16 protein-coding genes are annotated in these 19583 nt (G+C 72.9%); 7 read left to right on the forward strand and 9 right to left on the reverse strand.

What is annotated here, in order from left to right:
* Window positions 1-329 precede the first annotated feature (329 nt).
* The gene (locus ACZ4Z2_RS34235; RefSeq protein WP_468081399.1) at window positions 330-1553 is read right to left on the reverse strand and encodes a DUF5685 family protein; all 1224 of its coding nucleotides are present in this window, start codon (window positions 1551-1553) and stop codon (window positions 330-332) included.
* Window positions 1554-1866: 313 nt separating this feature from the next.
* Here ACZ4Z2_RS34235 and ACZ4Z2_RS34240 point away from each other — a divergent pair, with 313 nt between their 5' ends.
* Window positions 1867-2310, forward strand: a complete 444-nt coding sequence (locus ACZ4Z2_RS34240) for a cell division protein SepF (protein WP_055716739.1) — start codon at window positions 1867-1869, stop codon at window positions 2308-2310.
* Between the two features lie 39 nt (window positions 2311-2349).
* Here the strand turns inward: ACZ4Z2_RS34240 and ACZ4Z2_RS34245 are convergent, their stop codons facing one another.
* Together ACZ4Z2_RS34245 and ACZ4Z2_RS34250 are read right to left on the reverse strand one after the other, a co-directional pair.
* Window positions 2350-3519 (reverse strand): acyl-CoA dehydrogenase family protein, encoded by a 1170-nt coding sequence (locus ACZ4Z2_RS34245; RefSeq protein WP_468081400.1) that lies wholly within the window; start codon window positions 3517-3519, stop codon window positions 2350-2352.
* Window positions 3520-3600: 81 nt separating this feature from the next.
* The gene (locus ACZ4Z2_RS34250) at window positions 3601-5202 is read right to left on the reverse strand and encodes an MFS transporter (protein WP_468081401.1); all 1602 of its coding nucleotides are present in this window, start codon (window positions 5200-5202) and stop codon (window positions 3601-3603) included.
* Between the two features lie 326 nt (window positions 5203-5528).
* On the opposite strand from ACZ4Z2_RS34250, the gene ACZ4Z2_RS34255 reads away from it, so the two are divergent.
* A complete protein-coding gene (locus ACZ4Z2_RS34255) occupies window positions 5529-6686 on the forward strand; it encodes a hypothetical protein (RefSeq protein WP_468081403.1) in 1158 nt (385 codons plus the stop codon).
* A gap of 239 nt (window positions 6687-6925) precedes the next feature.
* Entirely contained in the window at window positions 6926-7945 is a 1020-nt protein-coding gene (locus tag ACZ4Z2_RS34260) for a phosphatase PAP2 family protein (protein WP_468081405.1), read from the forward strand.
* Window positions 7946-8050: 105 nt separating this feature from the next.
* On the opposite strand, the gene ACZ4Z2_RS34265 is transcribed toward ACZ4Z2_RS34260, so the two are convergent.
* Window positions 8051-8266 (reverse strand): I78 family peptidase inhibitor, encoded by a 216-nt coding sequence (locus ACZ4Z2_RS34265; RefSeq protein WP_468081406.1) that lies wholly within the window; start codon window positions 8264-8266, stop codon window positions 8051-8053.
* Between the two features lie 378 nt (window positions 8267-8644).
* On the opposite strand from ACZ4Z2_RS34265, the gene ctaD reads away from it, so the two are divergent.
* Entirely contained in the window at window positions 8645-10378 is a 1734-nt protein-coding gene (gene ctaD / locus ACZ4Z2_RS34270; protein WP_468081408.1) for an aa3-type cytochrome oxidase subunit I, read from the forward strand.
* Here ctaD and ACZ4Z2_RS34275 read toward each other — a convergent pair.
* The 5 genes from ACZ4Z2_RS34275 to ACZ4Z2_RS34295 form a co-directional block, all read right to left on the reverse strand.
* The gene (locus tag ACZ4Z2_RS34275) at window positions 10287-11297 is read right to left on the reverse strand and encodes a helix-turn-helix transcriptional regulator (RefSeq protein WP_468081409.1); all 1011 of its coding nucleotides are present in this window, start codon (window positions 11295-11297) and stop codon (window positions 10287-10289) included. The two genes, ctaD and ACZ4Z2_RS34275, sit on opposite strands and share 92 nt — an antisense overlap.
* Window positions 11298-11361: 64 nt before the next feature.
* Window positions 11362-12180, reverse strand: coding sequence for a hypothetical protein (locus ACZ4Z2_RS34280; RefSeq protein ID WP_468081410.1), 819 nt, complete (start codon window positions 12178-12180; stop codon window positions 11362-11364).
* Entirely contained in the window at window positions 12177-13442 is a 1266-nt protein-coding gene (locus ACZ4Z2_RS34285) for a glycosyltransferase family 4 protein (RefSeq protein WP_468081412.1), read from the reverse strand. The genes ACZ4Z2_RS34280 and ACZ4Z2_RS34285 overlap by 4 nt, the downstream gene beginning before the upstream one ends.
* 172 nt (window positions 13443-13614) lie before the next feature.
* Window positions 13615-14913, reverse strand: coding sequence for an ABC transporter substrate-binding protein (locus tag ACZ4Z2_RS34290; RefSeq protein WP_468081413.1), 1299 nt, complete (start codon window positions 14911-14913; stop codon window positions 13615-13617).
* Window positions 14888-15466 carry an MTB12 C-terminal domain-containing protein gene (locus ACZ4Z2_RS34295; RefSeq protein WP_468081414.1) on the reverse strand — a complete coding sequence of 193 codons (579 nt, stop codon included), beginning with the start codon at window positions 15464-15466 and terminating at the stop codon, window positions 14888-14890. The genes ACZ4Z2_RS34290 and ACZ4Z2_RS34295 overlap by 26 nt, the downstream gene beginning before the upstream one ends.
* 129 nt (window positions 15467-15595) lie before the next feature.
* Here ACZ4Z2_RS34295 and ACZ4Z2_RS34300 point away from each other — a divergent pair, with 129 nt between their 5' ends.
* From ACZ4Z2_RS34300 to ACZ4Z2_RS34310, 3 genes are read left to right on the forward strand one after another with little or no spacing between them, the layout of a single operon-like run.
* Window positions 15596-16093 carry a hypothetical protein gene (locus tag ACZ4Z2_RS34300; RefSeq protein ID WP_468081415.1) on the forward strand — a complete coding sequence of 166 codons (498 nt, stop codon included), beginning with the start codon at window positions 15596-15598 and terminating at the stop codon, window positions 16091-16093.
* On the forward strand, window positions 16093-18927 hold the full coding sequence (locus tag ACZ4Z2_RS34305) for an ABC transporter permease subunit (RefSeq protein WP_468081417.1): 2835 nt from the start codon (window positions 16093-16095) through the stop codon (window positions 18925-18927). Before ACZ4Z2_RS34300 ends, ACZ4Z2_RS34305 begins: the two co-directional genes overlap by 1 nt.
* Window positions 18924-19562 carry an ABC transporter ATP-binding protein gene (locus ACZ4Z2_RS34310; RefSeq protein WP_468081419.1) on the forward strand — a complete coding sequence of 213 codons (639 nt, stop codon included), beginning with the start codon at window positions 18924-18926 and terminating at the stop codon, window positions 19560-19562. Before ACZ4Z2_RS34305 ends, ACZ4Z2_RS34310 begins: the two co-directional genes overlap by 4 nt.
* The last annotated feature ends 21 nt before the right edge of the window (window positions 19563-19583 follow it).

The raw sequence follows: 19583 nt of genomic DNA on the forward strand, positions 1-19583 counted from the left end.
ACGGACCAGTCCCCGCGTCATCAAACGCAAGATGTCCAACTGGCCCCTCAAACGAGCCGAACACCGCAACCTGCCGCCACCAGCCATGGCAGTCCCCACGATCTCCAGACCACACACCATCTAAGTCACCGGCATTGCCTCTAGGCCCTGTCGTCACATTCCCACCTACCCCCCTTCGGGCGACGGCGGGAATGTAACGACAGGGCCTGGGTCGGGCGCCACTCGCGTTCTCTCCCTCACCGCACCGTCGCCTTCACACGCGCACCCCTCACGGCGCTCACCAGCGACGACGGCGCGCGGTCGGCGCCGTACCCCCGGCCCCGCCCGCGTCAGCAGTCGCAGCAGTCGCACGCATCGCAGCAGTCGCAGTCCCGGCAGCAGCCCTCGCGCTTCTTCCGGGACCACGGCCCCTCGTACTCCTTCGCACAGCACAACTGGCAGGTGCAGCACAGCAACCAGAACATCCCGCAACCGGCCCAGAAGCCCCGCCGCCTGGGCGGCTGCGGCTGCGGCACTCCGCCGAAGCCGCCGGGCCCGCCACCGCTGCCGCCGTACGCGCCGCCGCCCCCGTACGGGGTTCCGCCCGGCCCGCCGTAGGGGTTGTTCCCGCCCGCCCCGCCGTACGGGTTCCCGGCGCCACCCCCGTACGGGTTGCCATGCTGCGGAGGCCCGCCGTGCTGGTGCGACGCGCACACCGGCACCGTCCCGAACGCCCGGTCCACAGACCGCCCGAGTTCGTGCACGAGCAGCATGTGGGCCAGCTTGCCGTCGACGAAGTCGACCTCGCGCAGGGCGAGCCGGATGCCGTGCAGGGCGTCCTCGGCGAGCCGTCGCGCCTCGGCCGGCGAGGTCCCGGTCGCGGTCAGCGGGTTCCACGCGCCCGAGGCGGAGTCGGCGGCCCGGTCCTCCACCGCGTCCAGCAGGTGGGCGAGCCGCCCGAAGAGCCGGCCGGCCTCGGCGAGGGGCTCGACGTTGCCCGGGCGTCCGGCGAGCACGGCGGTGTGCGCGAAGGCCGCCGCGGTCGCCGTCTCGGTCGGTTCGGTGACCGTCAACAGCGGTGTGCCCGGCCCCGCGAGGGCCTCGATGCCGAGCTGCCGGTCGACGGCGTCCACCAGCACCGCCGTGTCGAAGCCGATGTCGGATCCGGTGCGGGCACCGGCGCGCCCCCAGCTCGTCGCGACCCGGCGCGCGGCCGACGCGACCGGCTTGCGCGCCAGCAGTCCGTCACCGTCGGCCACGTGGTCGCGCACCTTGGCCGAGGCGAGGACCAGCGAGACGGCGGCGGCGAGCCGCGCGCCCTCGCCCCGCGCAACGGACGCGGTGCGCATCCCGCGCAGCGGACAGGGCCCCGCCGTGCGCCGCCAGTCGGTGGTCCGCTCGGCCTGAGCCTCCGTCAGAACGGAGACCAGCAGGCCGTCGTAGTTCGTCACGACCCGGGCGAACTGCCCGTGGTCCCCGCGCAGCGCGAGGCAGAGCCCGCACAGATGTGCCATCCACTGGGTCTTCAGCCCTTCGCCGAGCCGATGACCGCAGGGCCTCACGATTCCGAACACGACATCCCCCGTGTCTGTCGCGCGCCCCGAACGGCCACGCGCGCGTGCCTGAACTGCGCCGCATCGTAGCCGCCGGAACGTTCACCCGGACGCCCGACACTCACCCAAACGCCGCGAACAATATTATTTCACTCTCAGTCAGCAGACGTGTACGGCGCAGCCCTTGGGGCACATGGACTCTCGACGAATTCGTTCTGCACCAGTACCGTCACGAAACCCCCGTGCGGCGTCTATCCACTTGGCGAGACATCCGCATCATGGACGACGATAGGGATGCGGAAAGAGAAAAAGACCGCTGTGAGAGGAGGCGTCCATGGGATCGGTGCGCAAGGCGAGTGCCTGGCTTGGCCTCGTCGACGACAACGATGACGAGCGTTACTACGACGACGACTACGCCGATGAGCGGGAGTCCGGGTCCGGCGAGGCATGGGTCACCGACCCTCGCGTGAAGGTCGCGTCCGAGTCCGCCCACGAGCAGGGCCGCCGGATCGGCACGGTCACCCCGGACAGCTTCCGCGACGCACGGCACATCGGCGAGCTCTTCCGGGACGGCGTCCCGGTCATCATGAACCTCACGAACATGGAGCCCGCCGACGCCAAGCGTGTCGTCGACTTCGCGGCCGGACTGATCTTCGGTCTGCGCGGCTCGATCGAGCGGGTCTCCAACCGCGTGTTCCTGCTGACCCCCGCCGACACGGAGATCGTCAGCGGCGAGGCCGCCGGCCGTCCGGCCGACGGCTTCTTCAACCAGAGCTGAGGCAGGGCGGCTCACCGCCCTGCCTTCCGGTTCCCCCGGTCACCGGAAGGCGTCGAGTCCGGTGAGCGCCTTGCCCAGCACGAGCTGGTGCATCTCGACGGTGCCCTCGTAGGTGAGCACCGACTCCAGGTTGGTCGCGTGCCGCATCACCGGGTACTCCAGTGAGATCCCGTTCGCGCCGAGGATCGTGCGGGCGGTACGGCAGATCTCGATCGCCTCTCGCACGTTGTTCAGCTTGCCGAAGCTGATCTGCTCGGGACGGAGCCGTCCCGCGTCCATCCGCCGCCCGAGATGGTGGGCGAGCAGGATCCCCTTGTGCAACTCGACCGCCATGTCGGCGAGTTTGGCCTGGGTGAGCTGGAAGCCGCCGATCGGCCTCCCGAACTGCTCCCGAGTCCTGGCGTAGTCGAGCGCGGCCTCGAAACTGGACCGCGCCGCCCCCATCGAGCCCCACACGATCCCGTACCGGGCGTGCGACAGACAACTGAGCGGGCCCTTCAGGCCCTTGACCTCCGGCAGCACGGCGTCCGCCGGCAACCGCACGTCGTCGAGAACGAGTTCACTGGTGACGGAGGCCCGCAGAGACCACTTGTGCTTGATCTCCGGCGCCGAGAACCCGGTGGCGTCCGTCGGTACGGCGAACCCCCGGATGCCCTCGTCGGTCTGCGCCCACACGACGGCGACCCCGGCGACGGACCCGTTGGTGATCCACATCTTGCGCCCGTTGAGGACCCAGTCGGTGCCGTCGCGCTTGGCGTACGTGCGCATCGAGGCCGGGTCGGACCCGTGGTCGGGCTCGGTCAGCCCGAAGCAGCCGATGACCTCGCCGGCCGCCATCCGCGGCAGCCAGGTCTCCTTCTGCTCCTCGCTGCCGAAGCGGTGGATGGCGTACATGGCGAGGGAGCCCTGCACGGACACCAGCGACCGGATCCCGGAGTCCGCCGCCTCCAGCTCCAGACAGGCGAGCCCGTACTGCACGGCACTGGCGCCCGCGCATCCGTACCCGTCGAGCGACATGCCCAGCGCCCCGATCGCCCCCAGTTCCCGGGCCAGCTCGCGGATCTCCGGCAGCTCGCCCCGCTCGTACCACTCGGCGACATACGGCAGCACCCGGTCCGCGGCCCAGCCGCGCACGGTGTCCCGTACGGCGAGGTCCTCGGGCTCGAGCAGATCGTCGAGGCCGAGCGGATCAGCGGGATCGAACCTCATGGGGCACCCTCCGGTTCACCAAAACTAGCGATGCTAGGCAGAGTACCCACCCGCTCCCGCCCGGGGGCAGGGGCCGACGGGTCAGCGCACGGACTCCGCCCGCACGGGTGCCGCCGCGGCCTCCCTCGGCGCCGGGACGTCCGCCCCGCACTCCATCGCCCGCGGCAGCCGCAGCGCCATGACCGCGCCCAGCACCAGCAGGCCCGCGCTCACCAGCAACGTGACATGCAGACCGTGCACGAAGGAGTCCCGGGCCGCGTGCCGCAGCGCCTGCCCGGAGGGCCCGCCCAGCCGCTCGGCGACCTCGTACGCCTCCCCGAGCGAGTGCCCCGCCGCCGCGGACGCCGACGAGGGCACCCCCGGCACCGACGACAGGCCGGGCGCGTACGCCGCGTTCATCACGCTGCCGAGGAGGGCGATCCCGATGCCCGCGCCCAGCTGGTAGGAGGTCTCGCCGATGGCCGCGGCCCCGCCCGCCGACGACGCGGGCGCCTCGCTGAGCATCGACTCGTACGCCCCGAAGAGGGTGGTCTCCAGGCCGAAGCCCAGCAGCACGAACCCGGTGAGCAGCAGCGCCGCGTTGTCGTGCCGGCCCATCGCCGTGAGCAGCACGACGGCGAACGCGGTGAGGAAGAAGCCCAGGGACACCATGCGGCGCGGTCCGAAGCGGTGCAGCAGATGGGAGCCGAAGAGCCCGGCCGCCATCGCCGCGATGGTCAGCGGCAGCAGCCGCAGCCCGGTCTCCAGCGGGGACAGCCCGAGGACCAGTTGGAGATACTGCGCGGCGATCAGTTCGAGGCCCACCAGCGCGAGCATGGCGAGGACGATGCAGCCGACGGAGGTGCTGAACGCGGGCCGGGCGAACATCCGCAGGTCGACCAGCGGATGCCTCCGGCGCCGCTGCCGGCGCACGAACGCGGCCAGCAGGACGCCGCCCCCGAGCAGCGCCACCGCGGTGCCCGGGTCGAACGGCGGGTGGCCGCCGCCGAGCCGCTTCACGCCGAGGACGACGCCGAACAGTCCGACGGCGGCCAGCAGCGCGCCCACGACGTCCCACGGCCCGTCGCGGTCGCCGGTGGACTCCGGCAGCAGCAGACGTCCGACGGGCAGGCTGACGAGCATCAGGGGGATGTTGACGAGGAAGACGGAGCCCCACCAGAAGTGCTCCAGCAGGAAGCCGCCGAGCAGCGGCCCGACGGCCGCGCCGACCGCGGCGACGGCGCTCCAGACGCCGATGGCGAGGGCGCGTTCGCGCCGGTCGGGGAACACCTGGCGCAGGATCGACAGCGTCGCCGGCATGATCATCGCGCCGCCGACGCCGAGCAGCGCCCGGGCCGCGATCAGGACCTGCGGGTTCTCGGCGAAGGCGGCGAGGCCGGAGGCGACGCCGAACAGGGCGTAGCCGAGGAGCAGGACGCGTCTGCGGCCGACACGGTCGCCGAGGGTGCCGAAGAGGATCAGCAGCGAGGCGCAGACGAGCGGGTAGACGTCGACGATCCAGAGCAGTTCTATGGCGCCGGGCTTGATGTCCTCGGTGACGGCGGGCACCGCCACGTGCAGGACGGTGGCGTCCACGGCGACGAGCAGCAGGCTGACGCAGAGGACGACGAGGACGACCCATCGGTTTGCACCGGCCCCGGTCTCCCGACGGCATCGCGCGGCGGCCGTGGGCGTCCCGGACATGTACGTACCTCCCAGATGCTCTCGCGTTCGGCGGGACCGCGGGGCGGGGTCTCCCCGGCGGCCTGCGGCCCGGGAGGAGCGGCGTCCCGGACCCGCGCAACGAAAGGCGAGTGAGCCGTCAGGGTACGCGAGTTCCGGCCGGTGAGACGTGGTGGGTGTCTCATGCAGGGCTCTGGCGGTGTGTGGTGTGCGACACCCCCGGCGGCCGTCCACGGCTTCTCCACGGTTCCTCCCCCACCCGTCCGTGGCCGTCGGTCGCGCTCCCCCACCCACCATCACGGGGTGAACCTCCCGGGCGGTTCCGGGCTGCGCCGATAATCGAGCGCGTGACCGATCTTTGTACGCGCCCGGCGCCGCCCCTCCTCCGGCGGGCCGCCCCCGCCCTCCTCGGGTACGCCGCCGTGCGTGCCCTGGGTGTCGTGGTGCTCGCCCTGTGGAGCGCGGCGCGCGACAAGAGCGCCCTGACGCTGCTGTCGGCCCGCTGGGACGCGCTCTGGTACACGAGGGTGGCCGAACTCGGTTACGGCTACGAGGTGCGTCTGCCGAACGGCGACGTCCACTCGAACCTGGCCTTCTTCCCGCTGCTGCCGTGGCTGGAGCGGGCGGTGTCGGCGGTGACGCCGCTGTCGTACGCACACGCCGGTCTGGCCGTCGGCACCCTGGCCTCCCTCGGGGCGGCCTGGGGGATCTTCGCCGTGGCCGACCATGTGTACGGGCGTCGGGCAGGGGTGTGCGCGGTGCTGCTCTGGGCGGTGCTGCCGGTGGGGATCGTGCAGTCGATGGCGTACACGGAGGCGCTGTTCACCGCGCTGGCCGCCTGGTCGCTCCACGCCGTCCTGACCGGCCGCTGGGTGACGGCGGGCGCCCTGGCCGCCCTCGCGGGCCTCACCCGTCCGGTGGGGCTGGCGGTGGTCGCGGCGGTGTGGGCGGCGGCGATCGTCTCGTTCGTGCGGAACCGGGGCGCGGAGGTGTCGGGGGGCTCTCGGTGGTGGCCGCGCGCCCTCGGGATGTTTCTGGCTCCCCTGGGGGCCGCCGGTTACGTGCTGTGGGTCGGGCGGCGCACCGGCAAGGGGCCGCTCGGCTACCTCGACGTCCAGGCGGGCTGGCGCAATGGCTTCGACGGGGGCTACGCCTTCGCCCGGTTCGTCGCCGACAAGTTCACGTCGTTCCCGGCGGCCCTGGCGGGTGCCGCGCTGATCGCCGGAGTGGCGGCGGTCGTATGGCTGTACGTGATCTGCGTCCGGCAGGGGCAGCCGCTCCCCCTGCTGGTCTACACGGGGGTCGTGACCGCGCTGGCCCTGTGCGCGTCGAGCTACTTCGGCTCGAAACCGCGCCTGCTGATGCCCGCCTTCCCGCTGCTCCTCCCGCTCGCCCTCGCCCTGGCCCGGGCGCGGACCCCCAGGTCGGCGGCGTTGCTCGGCGGTGTCGCGGCAGCGTCGGCGGTCTACGGGGCGTTCTGGCTGAATGGCTCCGGTCCGCCCTGACCGGCCCGCGGGCGGCGGAGAGCGGCCGGATAAATCGACGCGAGCACACGGTGAACGAATTCAAAAGCGCCGCAAAACGACCGCCCAGCATTCGGCCATGGAATTGAAGGCTGAGCAGCCCATCCATTCAACATTCAGCAGAAATAAACATCAATCTGAGAGGAATGCCACATCACGGCGTCATCACAAAGCCGGTGATTCACGCCGCGTCGGAGCTCACTCGCTGTAACGTCGATTGAGTGCGTACCGAACTAAAGCCGACCCGTCTGGACCGGGTCTTCTCCAGGCTGGACCGTGAGCCTGAACGACCGGCCCACATCGACGTGCCGGTGATGACACGGCACCGCGTGGTGCTGTTCTCCTCGACCCTCGCCTTCTACGTGGCGATCGTGTGGGCCGTGATCATCACCTCGTGGCTCGTGCGGCTCGACTGGCAGATCATGTTCTTCCGGCCGTACCAGCAGTGGCCGGAGATCCACGCCTTCCTCGACTACTACGTCGTCCTGGGCCAGCGCGGCCCCACCGCCGTGATGGTCGCGGCCTGGCTGGGCTGGCGCTCCTGGCGGCAGCACACCCTGCGCCCGCTGCTCGCCCTCGGCGTCTCCCTGCTGCTGCTGAACATCACGGTCGGCGCCGCCAAGCTCGGCATGGGCCGCCTCGGCCCGCACTACGCGACCGAGATCGGCTCCAACGAGATGTGGCTGGGCGGCGACATATTTCCTTCGGGCCACACCGCGAACGCCGTGGTGACCTGGGGCATCCTGGCGTATCTGGCGTCGACCCCGCGCGCCCGACGCTGGCTGTCCGCGCTGTCCGCCGTGACCTCGCTCGGCGTCGGCCTCACCACCGTCTACCTCGGTACGCACTGGCTCAGCGACGTGCTGCTCGGCTGGGCCGCGGGTCTGCTGATCCTGCTGGCGCTGCCCTGGTTCGAGCCGCTGATCGCCCGCGCCGAGGCGTGGATCTTCTCGCTGCGGGACACCTGGCGCGACCGCCGTACGACGGCCCCGGCGCCGACCCCGGCGCCCGTGGGGACGAGCACGCTGCGCACACCCGGCGAGGAGCCGGCGAGCGTCCGCGACACCGGGATGGCGGCCCGCGCCGCCCATGCCCCGATCGTGCCGCTGCACCTGCCCTCCACATCGCATCTGGGCAGGTCGGAGCGGACGCCGGTCACCCCGCTCGGCCACCGTCGGCCGCCCCACGCCGACCGCATGACACGGGGGACCTCCACGGCCCGGCCGGTCGCCGGCGGCTGACACGAGACAGCGGGGCAGGTACGCACACCGGACGCCCCGCACCGCGAAGGCCCGGCTCGTGACGAGCCGGGCCTTCGCCCGTCCTGTCCCCGGCGGCGCCCGCGGTCAGCCCTTCCAGGCGCGCTTCACCCGGCCGTCCTCGACCTCCAGATTGAGCCGGCCGAAGCGGTACTCCATGGTGATGATCGCGCCCGGCGGCAGCTTTCTGACGGTGGACCAGCCGTGCTCCAGGGCGCGTCGCTCGGCGCTCGGCGCCTCCAGTCCGACGTAGGCGTCGGGGTTGTCCCGGGGCTCTTCGGGAGAGTGCGGAATCGGTGCCATGCCCGTCACGTTAGGCGGCCGAAGGGCGTGCTGTCCTCCCGCAGTCACGCTTCTGTCACAGAACCACGACACGCGTTTCGGCCCAACCTCGTCACACGTACGAGCGGTTCCGTCTGCCTTGTCCGCGCTGGCGGACGCAATGGAGAAGTGCTTCGGCACCATCTCGAATAGCCCGACGGAAAGCACGTCCGGGGCCGTGCGTCCGGAGCATGTCCGGCCTTTTCCCACCGATTCCCGGACGGCTCCGGGAAGCGGGGACCTCATGGGAAATACACGGTTCCCGCACACTTCCCCCGTACGCCCCCTGTCGGCGCGGCCGGGGCGGGAGCATCATGGCGTGCATCACGGGCCCGGGACGCGGCAGCGAAGGGGCGAGCGATGGGGACCGAGACCGTACCGGCGTCGGCACGACCCGTACGGAGGGGCGGGCGGCCTGGCCGGCTGGTGGTCGACTGGCTGACCACCACGGACCACAAGAAGATCGGCCACCTCTACCTGGTCACGTCGTTCCTGTTCTTCCTGGCGGCCGGTCTGATGGCCCTGGTGATGCGGGCCGAACTGGCCCGGCCGGGCCTGCAGATCGTGGACAACAACCAGTTCAACCAGTTGTTCACGCTGCACGGCACGATCATGCTGCTGCTCTTCGCGACCCCGACCTTCGCGGGCTTCGCCAACGAGATCATGCCGCTGCAGATCGGCGCGCCCGATGTCGCCTTCCCCCGGCTGAACATGCTGTCGTACTGGCTGTTCCTCTTCGGCGGGCTGATCGTCATGGCGTCACTGCTGGTGCCGTCGGGGCCCGCCGCCTTCGGCTGGTTCGCCTACGCGCCGCTGAACAGCCTGGAGCGGTCACCGGGCGTCGGGCCCGACATGTGGATCATGGGCCTGGCGCTGTCCGGGTTCGGCACGATCCTCGGCGCGGTGAACTTCCTGACCACGATCATCGGGATGCGCGCCCCCGGCATGACGATGTTCCGGATGCCGATCTTCACCTGGAACACGCTGTTCACGTCGATCCTGATCCTGATGGCGTTCCCGGTGCTGGCGGCGGCGCTGCTGTGTCTGGAGGCCGACCGGCGGTTCGGCGCGCAGGTCTTCGACTCGGCCAACGGCGGCGCGCTGCTGTGGCAGCACCTGTTCTGGTTCTTCGGGCATCCCGAGGTCTACATCATCGCGCTGCCGTTCTTCGGGATCATCACGGAGATCATCCCGGTCTTCAGCCGGAAGCCGATCTTCGGCTATCTCACCCTGGTCGGCGCGACGATGGCGATCACGGGGCTGTCGGTGGTGGTGTGGGCGCACCACATGTTCGCCACCGGGGCGGTGCTGCTGCCGTTCTTCTCGTTCATGAGCTTCCTGATCGCCGTGCCGACTGGGGTGAAGTTCTTCAACTGGACGGGGACGATGCTGAAGGGCTCACTGTCGTTCGAGACGCCGATGCTGTGGGCCACCGGGTTCCTGGTGTCGTTCCTGTTCGGCGGTCTGACGGGGGTGATCCTGGCCTCGCCGCCGCTGGACTTCCACGTCACGGACTCCTACTTCGTGGTGGCGCACTTCCACTACGTGGTGTTCGGCACGGTCGTCTTCGCGACGTTCGCGGGGCTGTTCTTCTGGTGGCCGAAGTTCACCGGCAAGATGCTGGACGAGCGGCTGGGCAAAATCCAGTTCTGGACGCTCTTCGTCGGGTTCCACACCACGTTCCTGGTGCAGCACTGGCTGGGCGCGGAGGGCATGCCGCGGCGGTACGCGGACTATCTGGCCGCCGACGGCTTCACCGCCCTCAACACGGTCTCGACGATCGGCGCGTTCCTGCTGGGCCTGTCGACGCTGCCGTTCCTCTACAACGTCTGGAGGACCTCCCGGTACGGCGTGCCGGTCCAGGTAGACGACCCGTGGGGGTTCGGGCGGTCCCTGGAGTGGGCGACCTCGTGCCCGCCGCCGCGGCACAACTTCGTGACGCTGCCCCGGGTCCGCTCCGAGTCCCCGGCGTTCGACCTGCACCATCCGAGGTTCGCCGCGATCACGCCGCCCCAGACCCGCGAGGGCCAGGAGCGGACGCCGCATCCGCGCTTCGGTCAAGAGCGGCCGTCAGACGGTCACGGAGGGTCCTGATCGTCTCGGTCAGCGCCTGCGGTTCGACGACTTCGAACGCGATGCCGGTCATCATCACGTGGATGGCCATCACGTCGAGGTTCGCCGCCCCGGTGCGCAGCAGACAGCTGTCGTCGTCGAAGGGCTCCAGCGTGCCCGCGGCGGGCGAGAGCCGAGCGGCGGCCTCCTCGGCGGGGACGAGCAGCCGGACGACGGCGTGGGCGGCGTACGCGCGCGTGGAGATCCCCTCGGAGACGTACGCGGCGAGGTCGGCGGCCGGGGCCTCGCGGGGAGTGAAGCGCGGCCCGTGCGGCGGCCTGGGCGTGACGCGGTCGACGCGGAAGGTGCGCCAGTCGGCGCGTTCGACGTCCCAGGCGACGAGGTACCAGCGGCGCTCGGTGCACACCAGACGGTGCGGCTCGACCGTACGGCGGGTGGTGGCGCCGGCGTGGTCGCGGTACTCGAAGCGCAGGCGCTCGGCGTCCCGGCAGGCGTTCGCGAGCTCGGTGAGCACCGCCGGGTCGACGGCGGAGGGCTGGGGGCCGCGCAGCAGCGGCACGGTGAAGGCGTTGAGGGCGCCGACCCGGCGGCGCAGCCGGTTCGGCAGCACCTGTTCCAGCTTGGCGAGGGCGCGCACGGAGGACTCGCCGATGCCCTCGACGCCCTGGCCGGCGGCCGTCCGCAGCCCGACGGCGACGGCGACCGCCTCGTCGTCGTCGAGCAGCAGCGGCGGCAACTGGGCGCCGGCGCCGAGCTGGTAGCCGCCGCCCGTGCCGGGGCTGGCATTGACCGGGTAGCCGAGTTCGCGCAACCGGTCCACGTCCCGGCGGACCGTGCGCGGGGTGACCCCGAGGCGGTCGGCCAGCTCGGAGCCGGACCATTCGCGGTGGGCCTGCAAGAGCGAGAGCAGCCGCAGCAGACGTGCCGATGTCTCCAACATGGGCGCGAGTCTGCCAGGGGTCGAGGACAGCTACTGTCCTCGACCGCCGCTTCCCCGGCGTCGCTCAGCCCACGGCGGTGACCGTGACCGACAGATCGTTGTCGACCGTGTAGTACGGGGTGGCCTCCACGGGGCCGTGCTCCGTCTCGACGCGGACCGTGGGGTACACGTAGACGGGCTTCTTGTCGACGATGTCGTCGAGCAGCCGCGCGATCCGCACCCGCGGCCCGGCCTCGCCCGCGGGGCGCAGCCACAGGTCCCAGAGGCCGGGCCGCAGGGCGCCGTACGCCACGGTGAACCGGAAACCGCCGGGGGCCGGGGCGACTTCGGCGCGGACGGGCGGTGACGTCCCCTGCCGGTCGGCGACCTCGGCGTACGCGTCCGGGGCGGGTTCGGTGCCGTAGAGCCTGGCCTCGACGGTGAGTTCGCCGTCGCCGATGTGGAGCGGGCCCGCCTCGGCGTGGGGGGAGCGCTCCCAGCTGCGGACGGAGAGGTTGCCGTGCTTGGTGGCGTACGGGAGGCGGACGACGATCCGTTCGGCGGTCGCGGGGGGAGTCCGGTCGACCAGGGAGCGCAGGTCGTTGAGGCCGGGGGCGAGTCGGCGCGGGTCGGCGCCGGCCGTCTGCGTGTACGCGTCCCAGCGGCCCTCGGGCAGGTCCACGCTGCCGGGCAGCGCCGCCCTGAGGCGATCGCCGCCGGCCGGGGTGAGGGGCAGGCGCACCTCCTCCCGGCCGCCCCGGAGGCGCAGGAGCAGATGGGCGGGGCCGGCCGTGCCCGCGTGGGTGATGTCGAAGGTCAGGCCGCCGGCGAGGTCGGCGACGCAGTCGGCGCGGGGGTCCGTGGAGGGCTCATCCCTCTGGGCGGGGCGGGCCGGGGTGGTCATGCGGCGCGCCCCTTCCTCAGGGCCGACCGTCCGGCGTCCCGAACGGCGTACGCGTGACCGAGCAGCGCGCCGCGCGTGCGGTGCAGTGAGCCGCGTACCCGGCCCGCCCGTGAGGTCCCGCTCCGGGCCGTCGTCAGACCGGTGAAGAGCGCCTCGTGGCGTTCGGCGATCCGGGCCGGGTCGAAGCGCTCGGAGTCCTTGAGCGCCGCGTGCGCCATCCGCTGCCGCTTGGTGTCGTCGTTGATGAGTTCGAGGAGGCCGGCGGCGATGGCCTCGATGTCGCCGACCTTCACCAGGCGGCCGTCGACGCCGTCCTCGATGATCTCGCCGGGTCCGTGCGGGCAGTCGGTGGAGACCACGGGCAGGCCGCAGCGCATGGCCTCGACGATCGTCATGCCGAAGGACTCCAGGCTGGAGGTGACGGCGGCGATGGAGCCCTTGGCCCACTCGGGCTCGATGGGATGGGCGGGGCCCATCAGATAGACGTGGTTGTAGAGGCCCAACTGGTCGATCAGGGCGCGCAGTCCGTCCTTCTGCCGGCCGCTGCCGTAGATCCGCAGCCGCCAGTCGGGCCGCTCCTCGCGCACCCTGGCGAAGGCCCGCACCAGCAGGTCGTAGCGCTTGACGGGGGCGAGCCGCCCGGCGGCGACGACCCACTTGCCGCTGCCGTCGGCCGGGTCGACGCCGGGCGCGGGCACCGGGTTGGGCACGGCCTCCAGCCGTACGCCGGGCAGTCGCATCCTGGTGCCGTACGCGCGCGCGTCGGCCTCGGTGGTCGTGGTGAACCCGTCGAGCCGGGGGTAGGCGCCGCGCAGGGTGGCGCGCAGGGCCGGGGAGTGGCTGTCCAGGGTGAGGTGCTCCTGGCCGACGCGGACCGGGCCGCGTCGGGTCTGCCGGGCCAGGTGGACGTTGAGGCCCGGCCGGGTGCCGACGACGACATCGGCGTCGACCGAGGAGAGGTGTTCGGCGATCCGCCGGTCGGTCAGGGCGCTGTACTGCTCGTAGCGTCCCTCGGCGCGCGGGAACACCTTGGCGGGGCGCCGCAGATCGGCGTGATCCCGGTCGGCGCCGTCACCGCGGATGTCGACGAGGGCGCGGAGCCGGACCTTCGGGTCGTGCCGGAAGACCGGCTCGTCGCGGTGGCGGAAGACGGAGACGATCTCGACGTCGTGCTGCTCGGCCAGGGTGTTCGCCAGGTTGTACGTCGTGCGGATCGTTCCCCCGATCCCGTACGCGTTGTGTATCAGGAAAGAGATGTGCATGCGTCCCCCGGAGCCCTTTTCTTCCTGTTCGGACATCGTTTGGCGGTGCTGGTCCACCGCCGTACGGTTAGACCCGGGTTCGCTGGGGACGGTTGGGCTTCCTCATCAAGTCGTCATGGAACGGTTGCGCGATCGGTAGCCGGTTGAGGGAACCCTTCCGGTTCGGGACGCATCAGGGCCGGTAGGGCAACTGCGGTACCCGGAAGCAGTTCTGGTCCATGTCGCCCTGGCTCACCCAGCCCCGGGCGTCCTGCCAGCGGGCGACCGACAGACAGGTCCTGCGGGTGCTCGGCGGCTCCGTGAGCCGCTCGAAGCGGACGGGGAGGAGCAGTCCGTCGGCGGTGTAGGGCTCGTCGCGGTTCATGAACCGGTCGACGCACGCGCGCGTGACCCCCTCCCCGGTGCCGGCGCACGAGCGCGCCGCGTCCGTGAACCACATGGCGGCCGCCCAGCCCTCCAACTGCCACTGCGAGTGCGTCCTCAGCCCCTCGGTGGCGTCCCTGAACCGCCGTACGGCCGTGTGCCCGGTGTCCTCGTGGTTGCGGCTGGAGCCGGTCGCCCACAGGGCGTTGCGGCAGCGCGGGGCGTCCGCGTAGTCCTCGGCGACCGTGGAGGTCCAGTTCTGCACGTTGGTGACCTTGGCCGTCACCTCCACGCCCACGTCGTCCATCGCCGCGCAGAGCCGGGCGTTGCCGTGACCGTCGATGGCGTCGAAGACCAGGTCGGCGCCCCGCGCCTCGATGTCGGCGGCGGCCGCGCGGAAGTTGGGCAGCGCGAAGTCGAGCTGTTCCGTGACGACCTCGTACCCCTCGGCCTTCAGTCCGTCGACGACCAGCCGGGCGTACGCGGCGGACGCGGCCTGGTTGTACGACACCACGGCGGCGGTGCGGGCGCCGTGTTCGCGCTTGAAGTAGCGGTAGACCTCGGTGCCGCCGTACTGCTTGCCGTCCCAGCCGGTGGTGCCGTTCCGGGGCGCGAGGCTGCCGTAGACGCTGTAGAGGTGCGGGTAGGTGTCGTAGGCCGGGCCGATGGGCTGGCCGCCGACATCGGGCACGCGCGCGTGGGCGACGCGCGCGGCGCCCGCGTAGTCGAGGGCGGTGGTGGCGACCAGGGCGACCACCCGGTCCTCCTCGACGAGCTTGTGGACGCACTCGTTGTTGCCGACGCCGCTGCCGCCGTCGTCGCACTCGCGCACCTCGACCTCGCGGCCGTCGATGCCGCCGCGCGCGTTCAGGGCGGTGAACCAGGCCCTCGCCCCGTCGCGCGGCCCGGTGAAGGCGTCGCCGCCGACGGGGCTGGTGGCGCTGGTGATGATGCCGACGCGGAGGGGGGCGCCCTCCCGCCCGGTGGCCCGCGGCGTCGTGGACCGGTCCTCGAAGTCGCTCTCCGGGAGGCGGCTGCCGCAGGCCGCGGTCAGCAGCAGGAGCAGGGCCGCGGCGACGGTCTCAGCAGCCCGGGACCGCCGACGCACCGCTCAGCCCCACCAGCCCGCACAGTGTCTTGACGGAGACCTTCCAGGTGCCGTCCTGTTCGACGGCCGTGCCCGCCGAGTCCGGCAGGACCGTGGCGCCCTTCATCAGGAGCGAGTACGTCACGTCCGCGTCGGTCGGCGAGGTGAACTCGACCTCGGTGACCTTCGCCTCGACCCGTTGTCCGCGTTCGTCGCCGCTGAAGGCGTCGAGGACCGGGCCCATCCGGTCGCCGTTCTCCAGGACGGCCTGCCGGTCCTCCTTGGAACTGGTCGGGTCGAAGAACGTCGCCCAGTTCTGCCGGATCTCCTTCTCGGCCGCCTCGGCGTCCGCGGGTCCGCTCGGGCTCGCCCCGTCCGGCTCGCCCGTCGTCCTCTCCGCCGAGGGGGTGGGCGGTGCCGTGTCGCCGCCCCCGCCGTTGTCGTCGCCGCACGCAGCGAGGGCAGGTGCGAGGAAGAGGGCCAGTGCGGCGGCCAGCGTCGTGGCCCTGCCCCTTCCCCGAGGGCCGCGGCCCCGTCGTACGTTCCCCCGCCTGAGGTCGCTCCCGAGAACCATCTGGCTCACCACCGGGTGTCGGTCCGGGCGGTAGGCGCCCGGTTCTTTCAGGGTCGGCTCGCACAAGGCATAGTGCAACTCCATCGGCACATCTGAGAACCCGTCAGACACGACGTGTGGGAGCCCCGGATGCGGACACCCCGACCCTGGACCGCGCACCCCGTCCTCTGGGCCGGCTGGGCCGCGCTCGCCGGCGGCGCGGTGCTCTGTGTCGTCGGCTGGTACGGCGTCTCCGGTGAGCGCTTCGCCGAACGCCAGCTGCCGTACCTCGCCTCCTGCACCATCCCCGGCGCCGCCCTGATCGTCGCGGGCGCGGTCCTCCTCGCCCACGGCCGGGGCGCCCTGGCCGCGACCCGGGTGGAGGAGCTGTACGGCCTCCTGGTCGCCGCCGAACCCGCCGACGCCGACCCGCCCGGGCGAGCGGCGACCACCCCCATCGCCACCAGCGACGAGCTGGTCCGCGTCCCCGGAGGCACCCTCTGGCACCGCGCGGACTGCCCGCTGGCCGCCGGCAAGTCCGACGCGGTGCCCGTGGACGCGGAGACCCTGTCGTCCGGTGGCGGCCTGCGCCCGTGCCCGGTCTGCGAGCCGCCCGGACGCGACCGGGCCGGGTCCCCGGAGGGCTGATGGCGTCGCTGACGTACGACCTCACGCTGGCCGGTCTGTCGGTCGGCGGCGCGGCGGCCCTGACCGGGGTCGGCCTCGTCGTGACCTATCGGGCCACCGGTGTGCTCAACTTCGCGCACGGGGCGATCGCCATGCTCTGCGCGTATCTGCTCCGCCAGTTCACCGTCGAGTGGCACTGGCCCCTGTGGCCGGCCGCCGTGGTGACCCTGCTGGTGGTGGCGCCCGCGCTGGGCCTCGCCCTGGAGCGTTTCGTCTTCCGCCCGCTGGCCGTGCTCGGCGGCGACCCGGCGCAGACCCTGGTGGCCTCGATCGGTGTGTTCGTGCTGCTCGTCGGCGGTGCCGCGCTGCTGTGGGGCCAGGGGGCGCGGGATGACGCGCCGACGCTGGTAGCGGCGGATCCGTGGGGGCAACTGGGGGTCGCCCTGGCGGTCGCGGCCGTGGTCGGCGCGGTGCTGCGCCCTCCCAGGGGGCGCCGGGCCCCCCGCCGCTGGTCGCGTTTCGGGCGGGAGCTGAGAGCGGTGGTGGACGACCGGTCCCTCGCCGTGCTCGCCGGGATCGACGCGGACCGGGTCGCCGCCGCGGGCTGGGCGTTCGGCTCGTTCACGGCCGGTCTGACGGGCGTCCTGCTCGCCCCCTACGTACGCCTCGACCCGTACGGCATGCCGCTGCTGGTGATGGAGGTGGTCGCCGTGGCGGTCGCCGCCCGGATGCGCAGTCTGCCGGTGGCCGTGCTGGTGGCGCTGGGCATCGGCGTCGCCCAGAGCCAGCTGACCCGGTTCCACCCGTCGGGCCGGGCCGAGCCCCTGGTCCAGGCCGTGGGCGCCAACCTCTTCGTCGTGGCCCTCCTGGTCGCGGCCCTGGTCCTGCCCGGCGTCGGCACCCGCGACGCGCTGCCGCGCCCGGCGGCGCCACCGGTGCGGACGCCCGCGGGGGCCTGGATCGTGGCGGTTCTGCTCTTCCTGATCCCGCTCGGCTTCGCCGGACGGGACCTGCACACCTCGGTGCAGGTCCCGGCGCTGGGCGTGATCCTGCTCTCCCTGGTCGTGGTGACGGGCCGGGGCGGCCAGATCTCCCTCGGGCAGGCGGCGTACGCGGGCCTGGGCGCCCTGTTCACGGCGCTGCTGGCGGCCGGCCGCTTCCCCTTCCTGCCGCCGCTGCCGGAGCTGGCCGCCCTGCTGGTGGCCGTCCTGCTGGTCGCCCCGCTGGGTCTGCTGACCGGCCGGCCCGCCATCGGCCGCCACGGCCTGGCCCTGGCGCTGGCGACCTTCGCGGTCGGCGTCGGGGTGAGCCGCTTCGTCTTCGCCCAGCCGTACGCGACGTCGGGCCTGACCCTGGGCCGCCCGGCGGGCCTCGACGGCGACCGCGCGTACTACGTCCTGGAGCTGGGTCTGCTCGCCTGCGCGCTCCTCGCCGTGCACGCGCTGCGCCGGGGCCGCACCGGCCGGGCCCTCGCCGCCCTGCGGGACGACGAGTCGGGGGCCGCGGCGGCCGGCGTCCCCGTCCCCTCCCTCAAACTGGCCGCCTTCGTCGCGGGCGCGGCCCTCGCCGCGCTCGGCGGCGGCATGCTCGCCATGGGCGTCCGTGCCTTCGACCCCGCCGCCTACGACCCGGTCCGCGGCCTCCTCTGGTTCGCCGCTGTCGTCGTCCTCGGCGCCGACAGCGCCCTCGGCGCGCTCGCGGCCGCCGCCCTGCTCGTCGGCCTGGACGCGGGCGCCCGGGGCGGCGTCGCCGCCGCGGTGATCGGCGTCCTGGCGGCACTGATCGGCCGCTTCCCCGAGGGCCCGTTCGAGACGGCCCGTACGGCCCTGACCCGCCTGCGCCCGGCACGCGGCCGCACGCCGACCCCACTGGGGGCGCGGGCACGTGACAGGATCCGGTCCGGGGCGGCGGCCGCGGGAGCGGCGATCGCGAAGGCGGGTGGGGCGGGCGCGGGCCCGGTGGGCGCCGAGCCCCGTGCGAGGACCGTCGCGCCGGTCAGCGGGGCCACGGCGACGGGGGCGGAAGAGGCACCAAGGGGCGTCGAGGGGGTGCGGCCCTCGGACCCCGCTCCCCCGCCCTCGCCTCCGCCTCCGCCTCCACCTCCACCTCCGGCCCAGGAACCCGCGCCCTCCCTCCGCGCCCGTGGCCTGCGCGTCGGCTATGGCGGCCTCATCGCGTTGGACGGTGTCGACCTCGATGTCCCGCCGGGGCGGGTCAGTGCCGTCGTGGGGCCCAACGGAGCCGGCAAGAGCACGCTGTTCCACTGTCTCGCCGGGACCCTGCGGCCGGGCCGGGGAGAGGTGCGGCTCGGCGAGCGGAACGTCACCCGGCTGCCCGCGCACGTGCGGACACGGCTCGGCGTCGCGCGGACGTTCCAGCAGCTGTCCGTCTTCCCGTCCCTGACGGTGACCGAGAACGTGAGGGTGGGCGCCGAGCAGGGTCGGATCGCCGACCCGGGAGCCGTGGAGCGGGCGTTGCGGCTGCTCGGGCTGGACGGGCCGGTGCGCTCGCTCCCGGCCGCCGGACTGCCGACCGGGGTCCTCCGCCGGGTCGAACTGGCGCGGGCACTCGCCGGCTCCCCCCGCGTGCTGCTGCTCGACGAACCGGCCGCCGGCCTCGACCCCGACGAGGTGGCCGCCCTCACCCGTGTCCTGCGCGCCCTCGCCGACGACGGCATGGCGCTTCTCGTGGTGGAGCACGACCTGGACCTCGTCGCCGGTGTCGCGGACGTCGTGCACGTGATGGCGGAGGGCCGGATCGTCACCTCGGGCCCGGCCGCCGACGTCCTGCGCGCCCTCGGCCCGCACGACCCACGCCACCCGCACGACACCCACGACCCGGCGGCCGGACGATGACCCTTCTCTCGCTCCGGCGCGCCCGCGTCCGCTACGGCCCCCTGGAGGCCCTGCACGGCCTCACCCTCGCCGCGCCCGGCCCCGGCCTCACCGTCCTGCTGGGCCGCAACGGCTCGGGACGTACGACCGCGCTGCGGGCCCTCGCGGGCACGGTCCCGCTCTCCGGCGGGGCCGTGGTGTGGGACGGCGCCGACATCACACGGCTGCCCGCGTACGAACGGGCGCGCAGGGGCCTCGTCCTCGTACCCGAGCGGCGGGCGGTCTTCGGCTCGCTCACCGTGCGGGAGAACCTCGCACTCGCCGCGCCGGACCCCACCCCGGCCCTGGACGCCTTTCCGCCGCTCGGTCCCCTGCTCCCCCGCCGCGCGGGCACCCTGTCCGGTGGTGAGCAGCGCATGCTCGCTCTGTCCCGTGCCCTCCTGGCACGCGCGCGTGCCGTCCTCGTGGACGAGCCGACCCAGGGCATGTCACCGGCGGTCGCGGCCCGGACGTACGCCCTGCTGGGCGGTCTGGACGCCTGTGTGGTCGTCGCCGAGCAGCGGCTGCCGCCGGCGCTGCGGGAGGCGGCCCCGCTCGTCTACGAACTGCGGCGCGGCACGGTGGCGTTCTGCGGCGAGGCCGCCGAACTGCTCTGAGCACGGGCTCGGGCACGAGTC

Source organism: Streptomyces sp. NPDC030183, from assembly GCF_055573455.1.